Below are 12535 nucleotides of genomic sequence, written 5' to 3' on the forward strand. Positions count from 1 at the left end.
CTCAGCTCCCCCCACCATCGTTCAACTTGAGCACAGCCATAAAGGCCTCCTGAGGCACATCCACCTTGCCCATGGCCTTCATCCGCTTCTTACCTTTGGCCTGCTTCTTCAGCAGTTTCTTCTTACGGGAGATATCACCGCCATAGCACTTGGCTAGCACATCCTTGCGAATGGCGCTGATGCTGGTGGAGGCAATGATGCGGCTGCCGATTGAAGCTTGAATCGGAATCTTGAACTGCTGGCGAGGAATCAGTTCCTTGAGCTTCTCCACCAAGGCCTTGCCCACGTTGTAGGCCTTGTCCTGGTGAACAATGGTGGTGAGGGCATCGGCCCGCTCCCCATTGATCAACACATCCAGCCGCACCAGCTGGTTCTTGCGATAGCCGATCAGGCTGTACTCCATCGAGGCATAGCCCTGGGTGCGCGTCTTCATCTGGTCGAAGAAGTCGGTCACCACCTCCGCCAGAGGTAATTCGTAGATCAACGTGACCCGATCAGTGGTGATGTATTTCATATCGATGTACTCACCACGCCGTTCCTGGCAGAGGCCCATCAACGCACCGTTGTATTCATTCGGTGCATAGATCTCCATCTTCACGTAGGGCTCTTCAATTGACTCGCGCTTCTGCGGATCGGGAAGGGTGGCGGGGTTGTCCACCATCACTTCCGAGCCATCGATCATGTTCACCTTGTAGATCACCGATGGCGCGGTGACGATCAGATCGAGGTCGTACTCACGCTCCAGCCGCTCCTGCACGATTTCCATGTGCAGCAGACCGAGGAAGCCGCAGCGGAAACCGAAGCCCATGGCGCTGCTGGTTTCCGGCTCATACTTCAGCGCCGCATCCGACAGCTGCAGCTTGTCGAGGGCATCGCGCAGATCCGGGTACTGATCGGCCTCCGTGGGGAACAAACCGCAAAACACCATTGGCTTGGCCTCGGTGTATCCGGGTAAGGCCTCATCCGCCGGCGCACTCAGCAGGGTGATCGTGTCGCCCACCCGGGCATCCGCCACCGCCTTGATCGACGCCGCCAGGTAACCCACCTCACCGGCGTGGAGCTCATCCACCTTCTTCTGATCGGGCGCCATGATCCCGATCTCATCGAGCTCATAGGTCTTCTTGCTGGCCATCAGCAGCACCTTGTCTTTGCAGCTGATCCGGCCGCTCATCACGCGGAAATAAACGATCACGCCCCGGTAGGGGTCGTAATAGGAATCGAAGATCAGCGCCTTGGTGGGTTCCTCCAGCGCATCCTTCGGCGGGGGCACCCGGTCCACCACGGCCTGCAGGATTTCGGGCACACCAAGGCCGGTCTTGGCCGAACAGGGGATGGCGTTGTCGCAATCCAGCCCGATGATCGCCTCCACTTCCTCCTTGATCCGATCGGGATCCGCCCCAGGCAGGTCGATCTTGTTGAGCACCGGAATGATCTCGAGATCGTTGTCCAGCGCCAGATACACGTTGGCCAGGGTCTGGGCTTCAACGCCCTGGCTGGCATCCACCACCAGCAAAGCCCCTTCACAGGCCTGAAGGCTGCGGCTCACTTCATAGGAGAAGTCCACATGGCCTGGCGTGTCGATCAGGTTGAGGACGTACTGCTGACCATCGGTCGCGGTGTAGTTCATCCGCGCGGCCTGGAGCTTGATCGTGATCCCCCGCTCCCGTTCCAGGTCCATGTTGTCCAGGAACTGCTCCTGCATGTCCCGGTTGGCCACGGTGCCCGTGTCCTGCAGCAACCGATCCGCCAGGGTCGACTTGCCGTGGTCGATGTGGGCAATGATGCAGAAATTGCGGATCCGTGAGACGGGGGCGTCGGTCATGCAGCAGCGGAATCCCGTCTCGGGTCCAAGGTTCTTCGTTGAACCAATCCTAAGGAGGGGTCACCAGTGCCGATGAACCACCGATGTCTCTGAGCAATCCCTGGACCCTGCTGCTGCTGGCCATAAGCGCTGAGGTGATCGGCACCTCCTGCCTGCGCCTGTCGGAGGGCATGACCAAGCCCGTACCGACCCTGCTGGTGTTTCTGGCCTATGCCATTGCCATGGCCCTGCTCTCCAAGGTGGTGCTGAGCATTCCCCTGGGCATCACCTATGCCCTGTGGAGCGGCATCGGCACCGTGGTGATCGTGCTGGTGGGCCGCTTCGCCTACGGCCAACTGCTCAATCCAACGCAACTGATCGGCATCGGCTTGATCACCGCCGGTGTGGTGCTGGTGAATCTGGCCAAATAACCCTCAGCCCTGCAAGTCCAGCAGGGCATCACTGCGCTGACGCATCGCCAGCAGCAACGCAGGATCCTGAACCGGGTCGCCGCCGATGCTGGGCAACAACGCCTGCAAACGCTCGTTCCAGGCGGCACTCGCCAGCCGTTGCTTGAAACAGCGCTGCAGCACCTCCAACATGATCGTCACCGCTGTGCTGGCTCCGGGCGAGGCCCCCAGCAGCGCCGCCAGCGAACCATCCATGGAGGCCACCACCTCCGTGCCCAGCTGCAGCCGTCCCCCCTGTTTGCTGCGCTTGATGATCTGCACCCGCTGGCCCGCCACCGACAGGCTCCAGTCCTCCGCACGGGCCGTGGGCATGAACTGCTGCAGCGCGTCGTGGCGTTCTTCAGGGCTCTGGCGCAGCTGGTTGATCAGGTACTGCACCAACTCGATGTTGGTGGCGCCCACCTGCAGCATCGGCAGCAGATTGGTCGGCCGCACGGAGGACGGCAGATCGAACAGCGACCCCTGCTTGAGGAATTTGCTGCTGAACCCTGCAAAGGGACCGAACAGCAGTGAGCGCTGACCATCGATCCAGCGGGTATCGAGATGGGGCACCGACATCGGTGGCGCCCCCACCGCAGCTTTTCCATACACCTTGGCCCGCTGCTTGGCCGCCAGCTGGGCATCACCGCACACCAACCAGAGGCCACTCACCGGGAAGCCCGCGAAATCATCCGCTTCCGGAATGCCGGAGCGTTGCAGCAACGGCAAGGCGCCGCCGCCTGCCCCCAGGAACACAAACGGTGCCCGCACCTCCCGCTTGCCGGAGGGGCCCTGCAGGATCACCCGCCAATCGGCCTCGGTCATGTCGCCCCGGCGCAGGCGCTTGATATCACGCACCTGGGTGCCGTACTCCACACAGAGCGCACCGCTGCGCTGCAGCGGCTCGAGGTAGGCGCGGGTGAGGGCGCCGAAATCCACATCCGTGCCGCGCTCGATCCGGGTGGCCGCCACCGGCTGCTTCAGATCCCGCCCTGCCATCACCAGCGGCATCCAGTCGGTGAGTTCCGTGCGCTCCTCGCTCCAGCGCATCGCAGCGAAGGCCGGAATCTCACTCAGCTGCTCAAAACGCTGCCGCAGAAAGGCGATGTTCTCCGCTGTCCACACCGCACTGATGTGGGCCGCCTGATGCAGGAAGCTGCTGGTGTCGAGCTCGCCGCGTTCCCGCAGGGATCCCCAGAACTCCAGGCTGCGCTCGAAACCGGCGTTGATGGCCACCGCTTTGGCCGTGGCCACGGTGCCGTCGGCCTGCATCGGGGTGTAATTCAGCTCGCAGTTGGCGGCATGACCCGTGCCGGCATTGTTGTTGGCCGCACTGCTCTCCCGGGCGGGACCTTCCAGACGCTCCACCAGGAGCAGCCGCAGCCCTGGATCCAGCTCATGCAGCAGTGCCGCCAGGGTGGCGCTCATGATTCCGGCGCCCACCAGCACGGCATCGAAGCGAGCGTCTGCGCTGAAGGAGCCGTCCTGTTGCACCGAGAAAGGGTGATAACCGCTCTCGTCACCCTATGGGGCCGCTCCGTAGGCTTGGAAGGCTGATCCCTGTAGAGCCCGATGAGCACCGAAACCATGGCCCTGACGTTGGAGAACGTGGAGAAGGTGCTCGATGAGCTTCGTCCGTTCCTGATGGCCGACGGCGGCAACGTTGAAGTGGTGGAACTCGATGGTCCGATCGTGAAGGTGCGGCTGCAGGGGGCCTGCGGCAGCTGCCCCAGCAGCACCATGACGCTGAAGATGGGCATCGAACGCAAGATGCGCGAGTCCATCCCCGAGGTGAGTGAAGTGGTGCAGGTGCTCTGAACCATGGCCATGGCGGCAGCGCTCATCACCTGTTAGTCGGGGCCCTTGCCGAGGCTGGAGGGGCCTTGAATCAGGTCGACGTGAACGAATTCGACGGATATCCGATGTTGCGGGCCGGCTTTACTCAGGTGGAGGGTGAGGTGTTGGATCCCTGACTCCCTCTGGCAGGAATTGGATGCCTGGGAAGAGGTTCCCCGGGGTCTACCAACGCTGCCGCCGGGAGCTCGTCGACGGGAGAGAGGTCTGGGTTTACGAGGCGTCCTAAACCGGCACTGAAGGGCACTCCCTGGCTGCGAAATCGCAGGAATACACCGCCGGCTTCTGCCAGCTCAGGGGAATTTCCAACAGATCACGGCTGCCGCTGATGGCCTGGCCCAGAAACAGCACCGCAGCCAAAACCGAGGCAGTGATGTGCAGGCGACGCAGCCGTTGGTTCTTCAGAATTTCAGGCTTGGCACCAAGGGAAAACAGCATCAGTCCGGTGACCCCAACGCCGGACCAGTAGTGGGACTGCCAGAAGGCCGCTGAAAAGGGGTTATCTGACAGTCGCCAGACTTCTGGTTGGGCGCCCAGGCTCAGAACACCGATCCAGGTGATCAGGCTGAAGGCAAGACGCAGGGGTGCGGCCTTGCAGCGGAGCAAGGCCACCAGGCTGGCCACGGTGCCCACCAGCACCATCAGCAGTTGCGCTGCCCGCCGGCCACCACCGGCGAACTCCGCTGGGGTGGTTTTGGTGCCGATCACCACGGTGAGGGCCACAAGCACGATCAGCACCACAGCCGCCGCAAGCCAACGGCCGAGATCGCTGTGATCGCGGCCCACCGTGACCGGATGCTTCACCCTGGCCAACCGCCGCTGCCGCGTTTGCCAGGCCAGCCGCACCACCACCCCAAGCAAGGGATACACCAGCACTACGGCCAGGGCCGGATGCAGGATCCAGATCCAGTCGATGGTGGTCATACGAGCAAACCAACCCGGAAGGCCTCCCACAAGAATGGCCGCATTGGTGAGCAATTTCATGCGAGAGCTCTGTCCAGCCCTGCTCAACAAGACCTACTTCAACTACGGCGGCCAGGGGCCTTTGCCCACACCATCGCTGGAGGCCATCCAGGCCAGCTGGCGACGCATTCAGGAACTCGGTCCATTCACCACCGATGTGTGGCCGTTCATCGGTGCCGAAGTGTCCAGCACCCGAAGGCGCCTGGCCGAGCTATGTGGGGTGGCACCCCATCGCCTGGCCCTCAGTGAAAACGTCACCAGCGGCTGTGTCCTGCCGCTGTGGGGTCTGCCCTTCGTCGCAGGCGATCGCCTGTTGATCAGCGACTGTGAACACCCTGGGGTTGTCGCCGCCTGCGTGGAGCTGGCCCGCCGTGAAGACCTTGTGATCGACACGCTGCCGGTACAGCAGCTACGAGGCGATCAACCCAGCACCGATGCGGGCGTGATGGATGCGCTGGAGCAGGGCCTCACCCCCCGCACGCGGCTGGTGGTGCTGAGCCATCTGCTTTGGAACACCGGTCAGATCATGCCCATCACCGCCGTTGCCGAACGGCTTGCCCAGCACCCTCAGTCGCCCTTCCTGCTGGTGGATGCGGCCCAGAGCTTCGGGCAGATACCTGTGCAGCAGGCCGCTGCCGCCGCCGACATCTATGCCTTCACAGGCCACAAGTGGGCCTGTGGGCCCGAAGGCCTGGGGGGCGTGGCGCTCTCCGAACGGGTGCTGGCACAGGGTCAACCCACCGTGATCGGTTGGCGCAGCCTGCGGGATGAGAGCAAGGCAGACCTGAGCAGCTCAGATCCGTTTCACCACGACAGCCGACGTTTCGAGGTGGCCACCAGTTGCGTGCCCCTGATGGCCGGCCTGCGGCGTTCGCTTGATCTGCTGGATCAGGAGGGGACGGGTGACGAACGCTGGACTCAGATCCAGTCGCGCAGTGAAGCGCTTTGGCAGGCCCTGAACAACTTGGACGGGGTGACGCCGCTGCTGCAGGTGCCCCCCGCCAGCGGCCTGGTGAGTTTTCAACTGCGCCATGACGCTCCTCCTGCAGAGGTGGTACGGCTGCTCGGACAACAGGGCCTGTGGATCCGCGACCTGGCGGACCCAAGCTGCCTGCGCGCCTGCACCCACGTGACCACTACAGAGGCTGAAGCCGAGGCACTGACCACAGCCATTACACGATATTGACTACATATTGAATTGATATCTTACCCATTTCGTGCCACTTACTGTCGCTGCCTGAGGGCCTGCTCCGCCTCTTCCCGGTCATCGAAATGCACTTTCTCGGTACCGAGAATTTGATAGTCCTCATGGCCCTTGCCGGCGATCAGCACCAGGTCCGCCGCTGACGCATCAGCAATGGCCTCCGCGATCGCCGTGGCCCGGTCGCGCTCCACGCTCAGGTCGGTGCCGGAGGGCATACCCGCCACCACATCAGCAATGATTTGATCGGGATCTTCCGTGCGCGGGTTGTCGGAGGTGACCACCACCCGGTCCGCCAGGCGAGCAGCAATGGCTGCCATCTGAGGCCGCTTGCCCCGATCCCGATCGCCGCCACAGCCAAACACGCAGACCAGCCGACCATCGGTGAATGGCCGAGACGCTGCAAGGGCATTCTCAAGACCATCGGGGGTATGGGCGTAATCCACAAGAACAGTGGGCAACGCGGCAGATTCAGCCCCGTTCACGACCACCCGCTCCATCCGACCGGGCACACCCCGAAAGCTGCCGACGGCCTCCAGCAGCGGCGCCAGGGGCAGCCCCCGTTGCAGCAGCACGCCCACCGCCTGCAACAGGTTCATCAGGTTGAAGCGCCCCAGCAGCGGAGAACAGAACGCGCCGGATCCTGCGGGACTGAGCAAGCGTCCACGGACGCCCTGTCCGGTCATCTCGAGGTCGACCATCTGCAGCTCCGCTTGCGGGTCTCCCAGGGAGCTGCGCCAGCAACGACCGCCCAGCTGCTCGGCGAGACGGCTCCCCCAGGGATCATCGCCATTCACCACCGCCGAAGGTCCATCTCCATCCAGCAAGGGAGCCGTGAACAAACGCGCCTTGGCCTCGTAATAGGACTCCATCGTGCCGTGGTAATCGAGGTGGTCCTGGGTGAGGTTGGTGAACACCGCCCCCGCGAAGCGGCACCCCGCCACCCGCTCCTGAACAAGGGCGTGGGAACTCACCTCCATCGCCGCCAGCTGGCTGCCAGCACTCGCTGCTTCCGCCAGCTGGGCCTGCAGGCGATCAGCCACCGATGTGGTGTGGGTGGCCGTGATGCTGTAGCCCGGCCAACGGTTCACCAAGGTGCCGAACAGGGCGGTGGGCTGACCAACTCGCACCGCCAGGTGCTCGATCAGGTGTGTTGTGGTGGTTTTGCCATTGGTACCGGTGACACCGATCAGTGCCATCCGGCGGCAGGGATGGCCCCAGTAGGAAGCCGCCAGTTCACCGATGCTGCGCGCCACCGGTTCTCGCAAGACCAACACTGGCTGATCAGCGGCGGGGGGCAGCTCCTGCGCGGCGGAGGGGCCGATCACGGCAGCAGCAGCACCTGCCTCCAGTGCCTGCCTCCAGAAACGACCGCCATCAAAGCGCTCCCCCGGCAGCCCCAGGAACAGCGATCCCTCACCCACCAGGCGCGAATCGCTGGTGATGGAGGTGAGCTGGGGATCGGCCAGACCAGCAGGCAGCTCCAGGCCTACATCGCGCAGCAGGGCATGCAACGACTGACCCATGCGATTGCCAGAACTCGGCTCGTTCTAAGCCGATCCAGCAGGGTTGGACAGCGCCCGTTGCAACCAGCTGAACAGGCCCTCAAAGCTTCCTCGCTCGGGAAAGCGGCGCTCAAGGCCAATCAAGCCCGACATCAGGGCATTAATGGAAGCCACTTGATGTCATCAATCGTTCCCAACCTCCGTGGGGGTAGACCATCAGTGATCACTTCAACCAAATCTGGACGACCCGCATAGATCTCAATTTCGACAGGCCGATCGACAACTTTTTCACCCTCAAGGTTGCCATCAAACTCAACCTTCCCATTACGCCTAAGGGTTACCCAGCTTGGCCCCTTGGAACGAAGAGTGACTTGCTCAGCAACTTGATCCTTGACTTCAACGACAGGTGCTTCGACTTCGGCGATCTGCTCCGGCGGTTGGTTAACAGGGGAGGCTTCATTGGGAACTGAAGACTTATTCCTAGTCAGCATCAGGCCAGAAATAATGTTCGAACCTGAGTTCAATGTCAAAACTCCAATGACACCAATCAATGCCAAAAAAGCTACAACAGGTCCGATATTTTTTGTAGCTCCTGAGGATTTATCCGCTCTTGCGGAAGCAGAAAGCTGTGATGCAACTTTTGGAGCATCTGCAGCGCCTTGCGATTCAACCTGGGCATTTGCAACGCCTTTTGAGAGGGAGCCTGATCCAGAAGCAGGAATTTGCTTAATTAGGTGATCTGCTAGACCAAGTCTCTGGAATATGTCTTGCCTTTGGTCAAGTCGCAACGATGCGAAGGTCCGCTCAAGATTTCGCAATTGCTGATTCTCAAAAGCCAGCTTGATTAGATAGTTCTGATCTTCGGCAGTTTGTCGACCAAGCCAGGCGATGAAGCTTTCAAAATCTGGAGGAAAAGTATATTTGGTTGGAGGATTCATGACTCAGGAAATAATTTACTAGGCTTAGAATTTCCACTTATTAGTATATAATCATCATATCAACTCACATACAGCTTCTCTTGAACACTTTTTGGGATACCAAGTCTTCCGAAAAGCTCATTGCGCTGCTCCGGCGACAAACCCGATACTCCCTCGACCATTCCACGCACTTTGAATTCGTCATAGACGAGATCAATTGCATCAGATTGATCATCATCATCCAATTCCTGAAACCACCTCAAGAAGCGATTAGTTTTTTCGTTCATCGGGAAAACGCAAAACTTTTAGAGAAAAAATGAAATCATTGACAATCAAACCTTCCCAAAAAAGAGAATTTGGTCAATCTAAAAATCATTTGGGTAGTTCAATACTAGCTTAGTCATGCCAAAAGCGCAACCAAAGCCCGCCCAATGGACGCAATCAACCTCTCAAGTCAATACGCCTTATCGCAACTTCCAACAACATTGGCGATGCAATGAAACAACCCACGAGACCAATAAAACCCTAACTTTGTTGATTCACCAAAACGCAATACATCAAGCTTTTGACACTCTGATACAATGTTTAAACAGAAAAATGTTTTCTAACGCCAAATACCAAGAACAACTACCGAAGAAATAGCAATCATCTGGACGAAATCTCTTCAATTCAGACACCGATCACGAATAACAACCGGTGACACCTCTAGTCGTCATCGGATAAGGACTTCCAAAACTGTTGGGGACTTACATCAGACCTGAATCAACCAAAACCTTATGCAACCAGTTGAACAGGCCCTCACTGGACAACCGCGGTGACACCCGTGGCAGCTCCCGACCCTGGGCCACCAGCACCGGCACCTCCAGGTCGTATCGGGCCTTCAGCTCGGGGGAGACGTCTTGGCCATCAATGTCAATCACCTGCAGCGTGATCCCAAGCCCAGCCAGGTTGAGGGCGATTAATCGTTGTTCGAGCCCCTCACAGAGACAGCAGCCCTGGCGGCTGTACAGCACCAGCACCTGCATCAGTCCGGCACCGGATCACAGCCGCAGGGGGTGAAGGGGTGGCAGCGCAGCAGCCGTTTCACGGTGAGCCAACCTCCCTTCCAAGGGCCGTGCCGCTGGATCGCCTCCAGGCCGTAGGCACTGCAGGTGGGGGTGAAGCGACAGCGGGGACCGATCAGCGGTGAGATGAAACGCCGGTAAAACCCGATCCCAGCCAGCATCAGCCAGGCCAGCGCAGCGTTGATCGCAGCGAGGACGAACGCCAATGGGCTGACCGATACAGTGGCTGGTTCGTGCACTAGCGGCGTCACCTGGGACTGATCCGGTTCCAGCATGGCCAAGCCCGGCACGACTTCAACCTCTACCTTCCCATCCATGGCTCGATACCGCGGCCCTCGTCTGAGGATCACGCGGCGCTTGGGAGACCTCCCCGGTCTCACCCGGAAGGCCGCAAAGCGGTCCTATCCCCCCGGTCAGCACGGCCAAGCCCGTCGCAAGCGCTCTGAATACGCGATCCGTCTCGAAGAGAAGCAAAAGCTTCGCTTCAACTACGGCGTCTCCGAGCGTCAGCTCGTGCGCTACGTGAAGAAAGCGCGCGCCCAGGAGGGTTCCACCGGAACCAACCTGCTCAAGCTGCTCGAGAACCGTCTCGACAATGTCTGTTTCCGCCTCGGCTTCGGTCCCACCGTGCCCGGCGCCCGTCAGCTGGTGAACCACGGCCACGTGACCGTGAATGGCCGTGTCACCGACATCGCCAGCTACCAGTGCAAGCCCGGCGATGTGGTCGCCATCCGCGAGCGCAAGTGCAGCAAACAGCTGGCTGAAGGCAACCTGGAGTTCCCCGGTCTGGCCAACGTGCCGACCCACCTGGAACTGGACAAGGCCAAGCTCAGTGCCAAGGTCACCGGTCGCTGTGAACGCGAGTGGGTTGCTCTGGAAATCAATGAGCTGCTGGTGGTGGAGTACTACTCCAGAAAGGTCTGATTTTCTGCTTGTTGCACAGTCTTGTGCGCCACAGCCTTGGTTGCGCTGCCCCCCCAACTCCCGCCCCCGTTAACCGACGGTGGGCAGGAGTTTTTTTTCATGGCAAGGCAAACAGCACCAAAGCAATCACTCCGAGATCTTCAATGACTGCTCTAGCTGATTAACATCTCTTTCCAGGAGGCTTTCACGGCGCTGCAACTCAAGCTCACGCTCATGGGTTATTTCATCAATCCGAGAGCGACCACTATTCATCATCTCTGAGTAGGTGAGAGCTCTGGGCTTTGCACGAGGGAGGGACTGGTCGTTCATCCGTGTCAGCAATCGATCAATTAAGATGTTTATTGAACCTAGCGACGTTTCAGACAATGACGTCCCGCCGTTTGGACCCAAACCAAAAATTTAAGCATTCAGTCGAGACACCTCAAGCAAATTGTCTGCACAGATTTACTCAAGACCATTCAACAAACTGAGCTCATTCCCTTGACCAGTTCCGCCACCTCAACCCTGTCGTCAAGCGTCCTAAGGCGCATTGATATAAAGATCAAGCCTTACATGGAAAGCGACGACGGAGTTGCTGCCTGGCAAATTTTCAACACTATTATCCCGTTAATACTGTGTTCGATTGCTATCTGCAATCTTACCGGAAACTTAACACTAGAATCTGTCGTTTTAACCCCATTACTTTTCGCATTAATCATCCTATTCCTAAGTAGAAGTTTCTCTTTGATGCATGATTGTGGTCATCACAGTCTATTTCGATCGAAAACGTCCAATCGAATTGCCGCCTTTGCCTTGAGCCTTGTCCATGCAATGCCTCATCACCCCTGGTCAAGGGGCCATGCATTTCACCATAAGCATAATGGCAACTGGAATCGCTATAGAGGCCCATCCGCTCTAACTACGCTTCGCGAGTACAAGACAAGAAACATATATTCCCAATTCATATACCAATTCCTACGTCACCCCCTAATGCTTCTACCAGGAGGATTTTACTATCTCGTTGTTAAGCCAAGAGCTGCACTCCTTCTAGGACTCATTGAGCTCATCTACAAAGCGGTAGCGAATGGACTACGCGAACTTTCAAAGGGGAAAATTTTCAACATATACTCATTCATCAGCAATCATAAATCAAGCTTCTTTTATACTAAAGAGGAAGGCTACGACACTCTTGCTAATAGCATCTGCGTTGCACTGGCCTGGTATTGGATTGGAAGCGCAATCGGCCACTGGCACTTCTGGATTTTGTATTCCTCAATCATGAGCGTCAGCGCATCAATCATGATTGCTGTATTTTTTGTTCAACACAATTTTCCAGGCTCATACGCGAGTGGCGACGAAGATTGGAGTTACTTCAAGGGCGCAATCGAGGGCTCATCATTCCTAATAATGCCTCGTGTGCTCAATTGGTTCACCGCAGACATTGCCTACCATCACGTACACCACTTGTCCGAAAGGATCCCAAATTACCGCCTACGCAAGTGCCACGAAGACAATCTCAATCAATTCATCAGCGTCAAGCGACTGCAACTTCATCAACTCTGGAATTGTTTTTCATTGATTCTCTGGGATCACGAATCATGCCAACTTGTTTCAGCCAATCGACTAGGACACAATTGATTTGCTACATAAATCACTAGAAATAGTCCTTTAATTTTGATTGCAAAGTAGAACATCAAAAACCACTCTTTTAATATTATTGGTATTAGCTGAAACTTCAACTGGCATCGGCCGAGCCTCTCGACAAATAACAGCATCAGGCTGAATACCGGGTTTGCCGTGAGAGCTTGTGGGGATCCGAAAAGTACAACGAATGCAGGTCATGGGGTCTACCCCATGCAGGGTCTGATTCGCTTCAGC

14 protein-coding genes are annotated in these 12535 nt (G+C 58.3%); 5 read left to right on the forward strand and 9 right to left on the reverse strand.

Features of this window, described 5'->3' with window-relative positions; translation table 11 throughout:
• Position 1: 1 nt before the first annotated feature.
• On the reverse strand, positions 2 to 1822 hold the full coding sequence (lepA, locus tag TX72_RS08490) for a translation elongation factor 4 (RefSeq protein WP_011128546.1): 1821 nt from the start codon (positions 1820 to 1822) through the stop codon (positions 2 to 4).
• A gap of 83 nt (positions 1823 to 1905) precedes the next feature.
• Between lepA and TX72_RS08495 the strand changes: the two genes are divergently transcribed.
• Positions 1906 to 2232: a DMT family transporter gene (locus TX72_RS08495; protein WP_011128547.1), complete on the forward strand. Its 327-nt coding sequence runs from the start codon at positions 1906 to 1908 to the stop codon at positions 2230 to 2232.
• Positions 2233 to 2235: 3 nt separating this feature from the next.
• On the opposite strand, the gene TX72_RS08500 is transcribed toward TX72_RS08495, so the two are convergent.
• Positions 2236 to 3744 carry a malate:quinone oxidoreductase gene (locus TX72_RS08500; RefSeq protein ID WP_011128548.1) on the reverse strand — a complete coding sequence of 503 codons (1509 nt, stop codon included), beginning with the start codon at positions 3742 to 3744 and terminating at the stop codon, positions 2236 to 2238.
• A gap of 78 nt (positions 3745 to 3822) precedes the next feature.
• Here TX72_RS08500 and TX72_RS08505 point away from each other — a divergent pair, with 78 nt between their 5' ends.
• A complete protein-coding gene (locus TX72_RS08505; protein WP_011128549.1) occupies positions 3823 to 4068 on the forward strand; it encodes a NifU family protein in 246 nt (81 codons plus the stop codon).
• Between the two features lie 261 nt (positions 4069 to 4329).
• Here the strand turns inward: TX72_RS08505 and TX72_RS08510 are convergent, their stop codons facing one another.
• A complete protein-coding gene (locus TX72_RS08510) occupies positions 4330 to 5028 on the reverse strand; it encodes a DUF4079 domain-containing protein (RefSeq protein WP_011128550.1) in 699 nt (232 codons plus the stop codon).
• A gap of 58 nt (positions 5029 to 5086) precedes the next feature.
• On the opposite strand from TX72_RS08510, the gene TX72_RS08515 reads away from it, so the two are divergent.
• The gene (locus TX72_RS08515; RefSeq protein WP_011128551.1) at positions 5087 to 6253 is read left to right on the forward strand and encodes an aminotransferase class V-fold PLP-dependent enzyme; all 1167 of its coding nucleotides are present in this window, start codon (positions 5087 to 5089) and stop codon (positions 6251 to 6253) included.
• 38 nt (positions 6254 to 6291) lie between these two features.
• Here TX72_RS08515 and TX72_RS08520 read toward each other — a convergent pair whose 3' ends face one another.
• The 6 genes from TX72_RS08520 to yidD form a co-directional block, all read right to left on the reverse strand.
• Positions 6292 to 7794, reverse strand: a complete 1503-nt coding sequence (locus TX72_RS08520) for a UDP-N-acetylmuramoyl-L-alanyl-D-glutamate--2,6-diaminopimelate ligase (RefSeq protein WP_011128552.1) — start codon at positions 7792 to 7794, stop codon at positions 6292 to 6294.
• A 24-nt stretch (positions 7795 to 7818) separates the two neighbouring features.
• Positions 7819 to 7947 (reverse strand): hypothetical protein, encoded by a 129-nt coding sequence (locus tag TX72_RS14885; RefSeq protein WP_263969703.1) that lies wholly within the window; start codon positions 7945 to 7947, stop codon positions 7819 to 7821.
• Positions 7926 to 8711, reverse strand: coding sequence for a hypothetical protein (locus TX72_RS13975; RefSeq protein WP_011128553.1), 786 nt, complete (start codon positions 8709 to 8711; stop codon positions 7926 to 7928). The genes TX72_RS14885 and TX72_RS13975 overlap by 22 nt, the downstream gene beginning before the upstream one ends.
• A gap of 59 nt (positions 8712 to 8770) precedes the next feature.
• Positions 8771 to 8935 carry a hypothetical protein gene (locus TX72_RS14240; RefSeq protein ID WP_158305748.1) on the reverse strand — a complete coding sequence of 55 codons (165 nt, stop codon included), beginning with the start codon at positions 8933 to 8935 and terminating at the stop codon, positions 8771 to 8773.
• Between the two features lie 501 nt (positions 8936 to 9436).
• The gene (locus TX72_RS08535; protein ID WP_011128554.1) at positions 9437 to 9715 is read right to left on the reverse strand and encodes a glutaredoxin family protein; all 279 of its coding nucleotides are present in this window, start codon (positions 9713 to 9715) and stop codon (positions 9437 to 9439) included.
• Positions 9715 to 10071 carry a membrane protein insertion efficiency factor YidD gene (gene yidD, locus TX72_RS08540; RefSeq protein ID WP_225867691.1) on the reverse strand — a complete coding sequence of 119 codons (357 nt, stop codon included), beginning with the start codon at positions 10069 to 10071 and terminating at the stop codon, positions 9715 to 9717. The genes TX72_RS08535 and yidD overlap by 1 nt, the downstream gene beginning before the upstream one ends.
• Between yidD and rpsD the strand changes: the two genes are divergently transcribed.
• Together rpsD and TX72_RS08555 are read left to right on the forward strand one after the other, a co-directional pair.
• A complete protein-coding gene (gene rpsD / locus TX72_RS08545) occupies positions 10070 to 10678 on the forward strand; it encodes a 30S ribosomal protein S4 (RefSeq protein WP_011128556.1) in 609 nt (202 codons plus the stop codon). The genes yidD and rpsD overlap by 2 nt on opposite strands.
• A gap of 552 nt (positions 10679 to 11230) precedes the next feature.
• A complete protein-coding gene (locus TX72_RS08555) occupies positions 11231 to 12295 on the forward strand; it encodes a fatty acid desaturase (RefSeq protein ID WP_042504374.1) in 1065 nt (354 codons plus the stop codon).
• The last annotated feature ends 240 nt before the right edge of the window (positions 12296 to 12535 follow it).

It is taken from the genome of Parasynechococcus marenigrum WH 8102, from assembly GCF_000195975.1.
GTDB classification, from domain to species: domain Bacteria; phylum Cyanobacteriota; class Cyanobacteriia; order PCC-6307; family Cyanobiaceae; genus Parasynechococcus; species Parasynechococcus marisnigri.

Bases quoted from the DNA above. Each gene is read 5' to 3' on its own strand.
- lepA (WP_011128546.1), bottom strand. From the start codon at position 1,822: ATGACCGACGCCCCCGTCTCACGGATCCGCAATTTCTGCATCATTGCC.
- TX72_RS08495 (WP_011128547.1), top strand. From the start codon at position 1,906: ATGTCTCTGAGCAATCCCTGGACCCTGCTGCTGCTGGCCATAAGCGCT.
- TX72_RS08505 (WP_011128549.1), top strand. From the start codon at position 3,823: ATGAGCACCGAAACCATGGCCCTGACGTTGGAGAACGTGGAGAAGGTG.
- TX72_RS08510 (WP_011128550.1), bottom strand. From the start codon at position 5,028: ATGACCACCATCGACTGGATCTGGATCCTGCATCCGGCCCTGGCCGTA.
- TX72_RS08515 (WP_011128551.1), top strand. From the start codon at position 5,087: ATGCGAGAGCTCTGTCCAGCCCTGCTCAACAAGACCTACTTCAACTAC.
- TX72_RS08520 (WP_011128552.1), bottom strand. From the start codon at position 7,794: ATGGGTCAGTCGTTGCATGCCCTGCTGCGCGATGTAGGCCTGGAGCTG.
- TX72_RS13975 (WP_011128553.1), bottom strand. From the start codon at position 8,711: ATGAATCCTCCAACCAAATATACTTTTCCTCCAGATTTTGAAAGCTTC.
- TX72_RS08535 (WP_011128554.1), bottom strand. From the start codon at position 9,715: ATGCAGGTGCTGGTGCTGTACAGCCGCCAGGGCTGCTGTCTCTGTGAG.
- rpsD (WP_011128556.1), top strand. From the start codon at position 10,070: ATGGCTCGATACCGCGGCCCTCGTCTGAGGATCACGCGGCGCTTGGGA.
- yidD (WP_225867691.1), bottom strand. From the start codon at position 10,071: ATGGATGGGAAGGTAGAGGTTGAAGTCGTGCCGGGCTTGGCCATGCTG.
- TX72_RS08555 (WP_042504374.1), top strand. From the start codon at position 11,231: ATGGAAAGCGACGACGGAGTTGCTGCCTGGCAAATTTTCAACACTATT.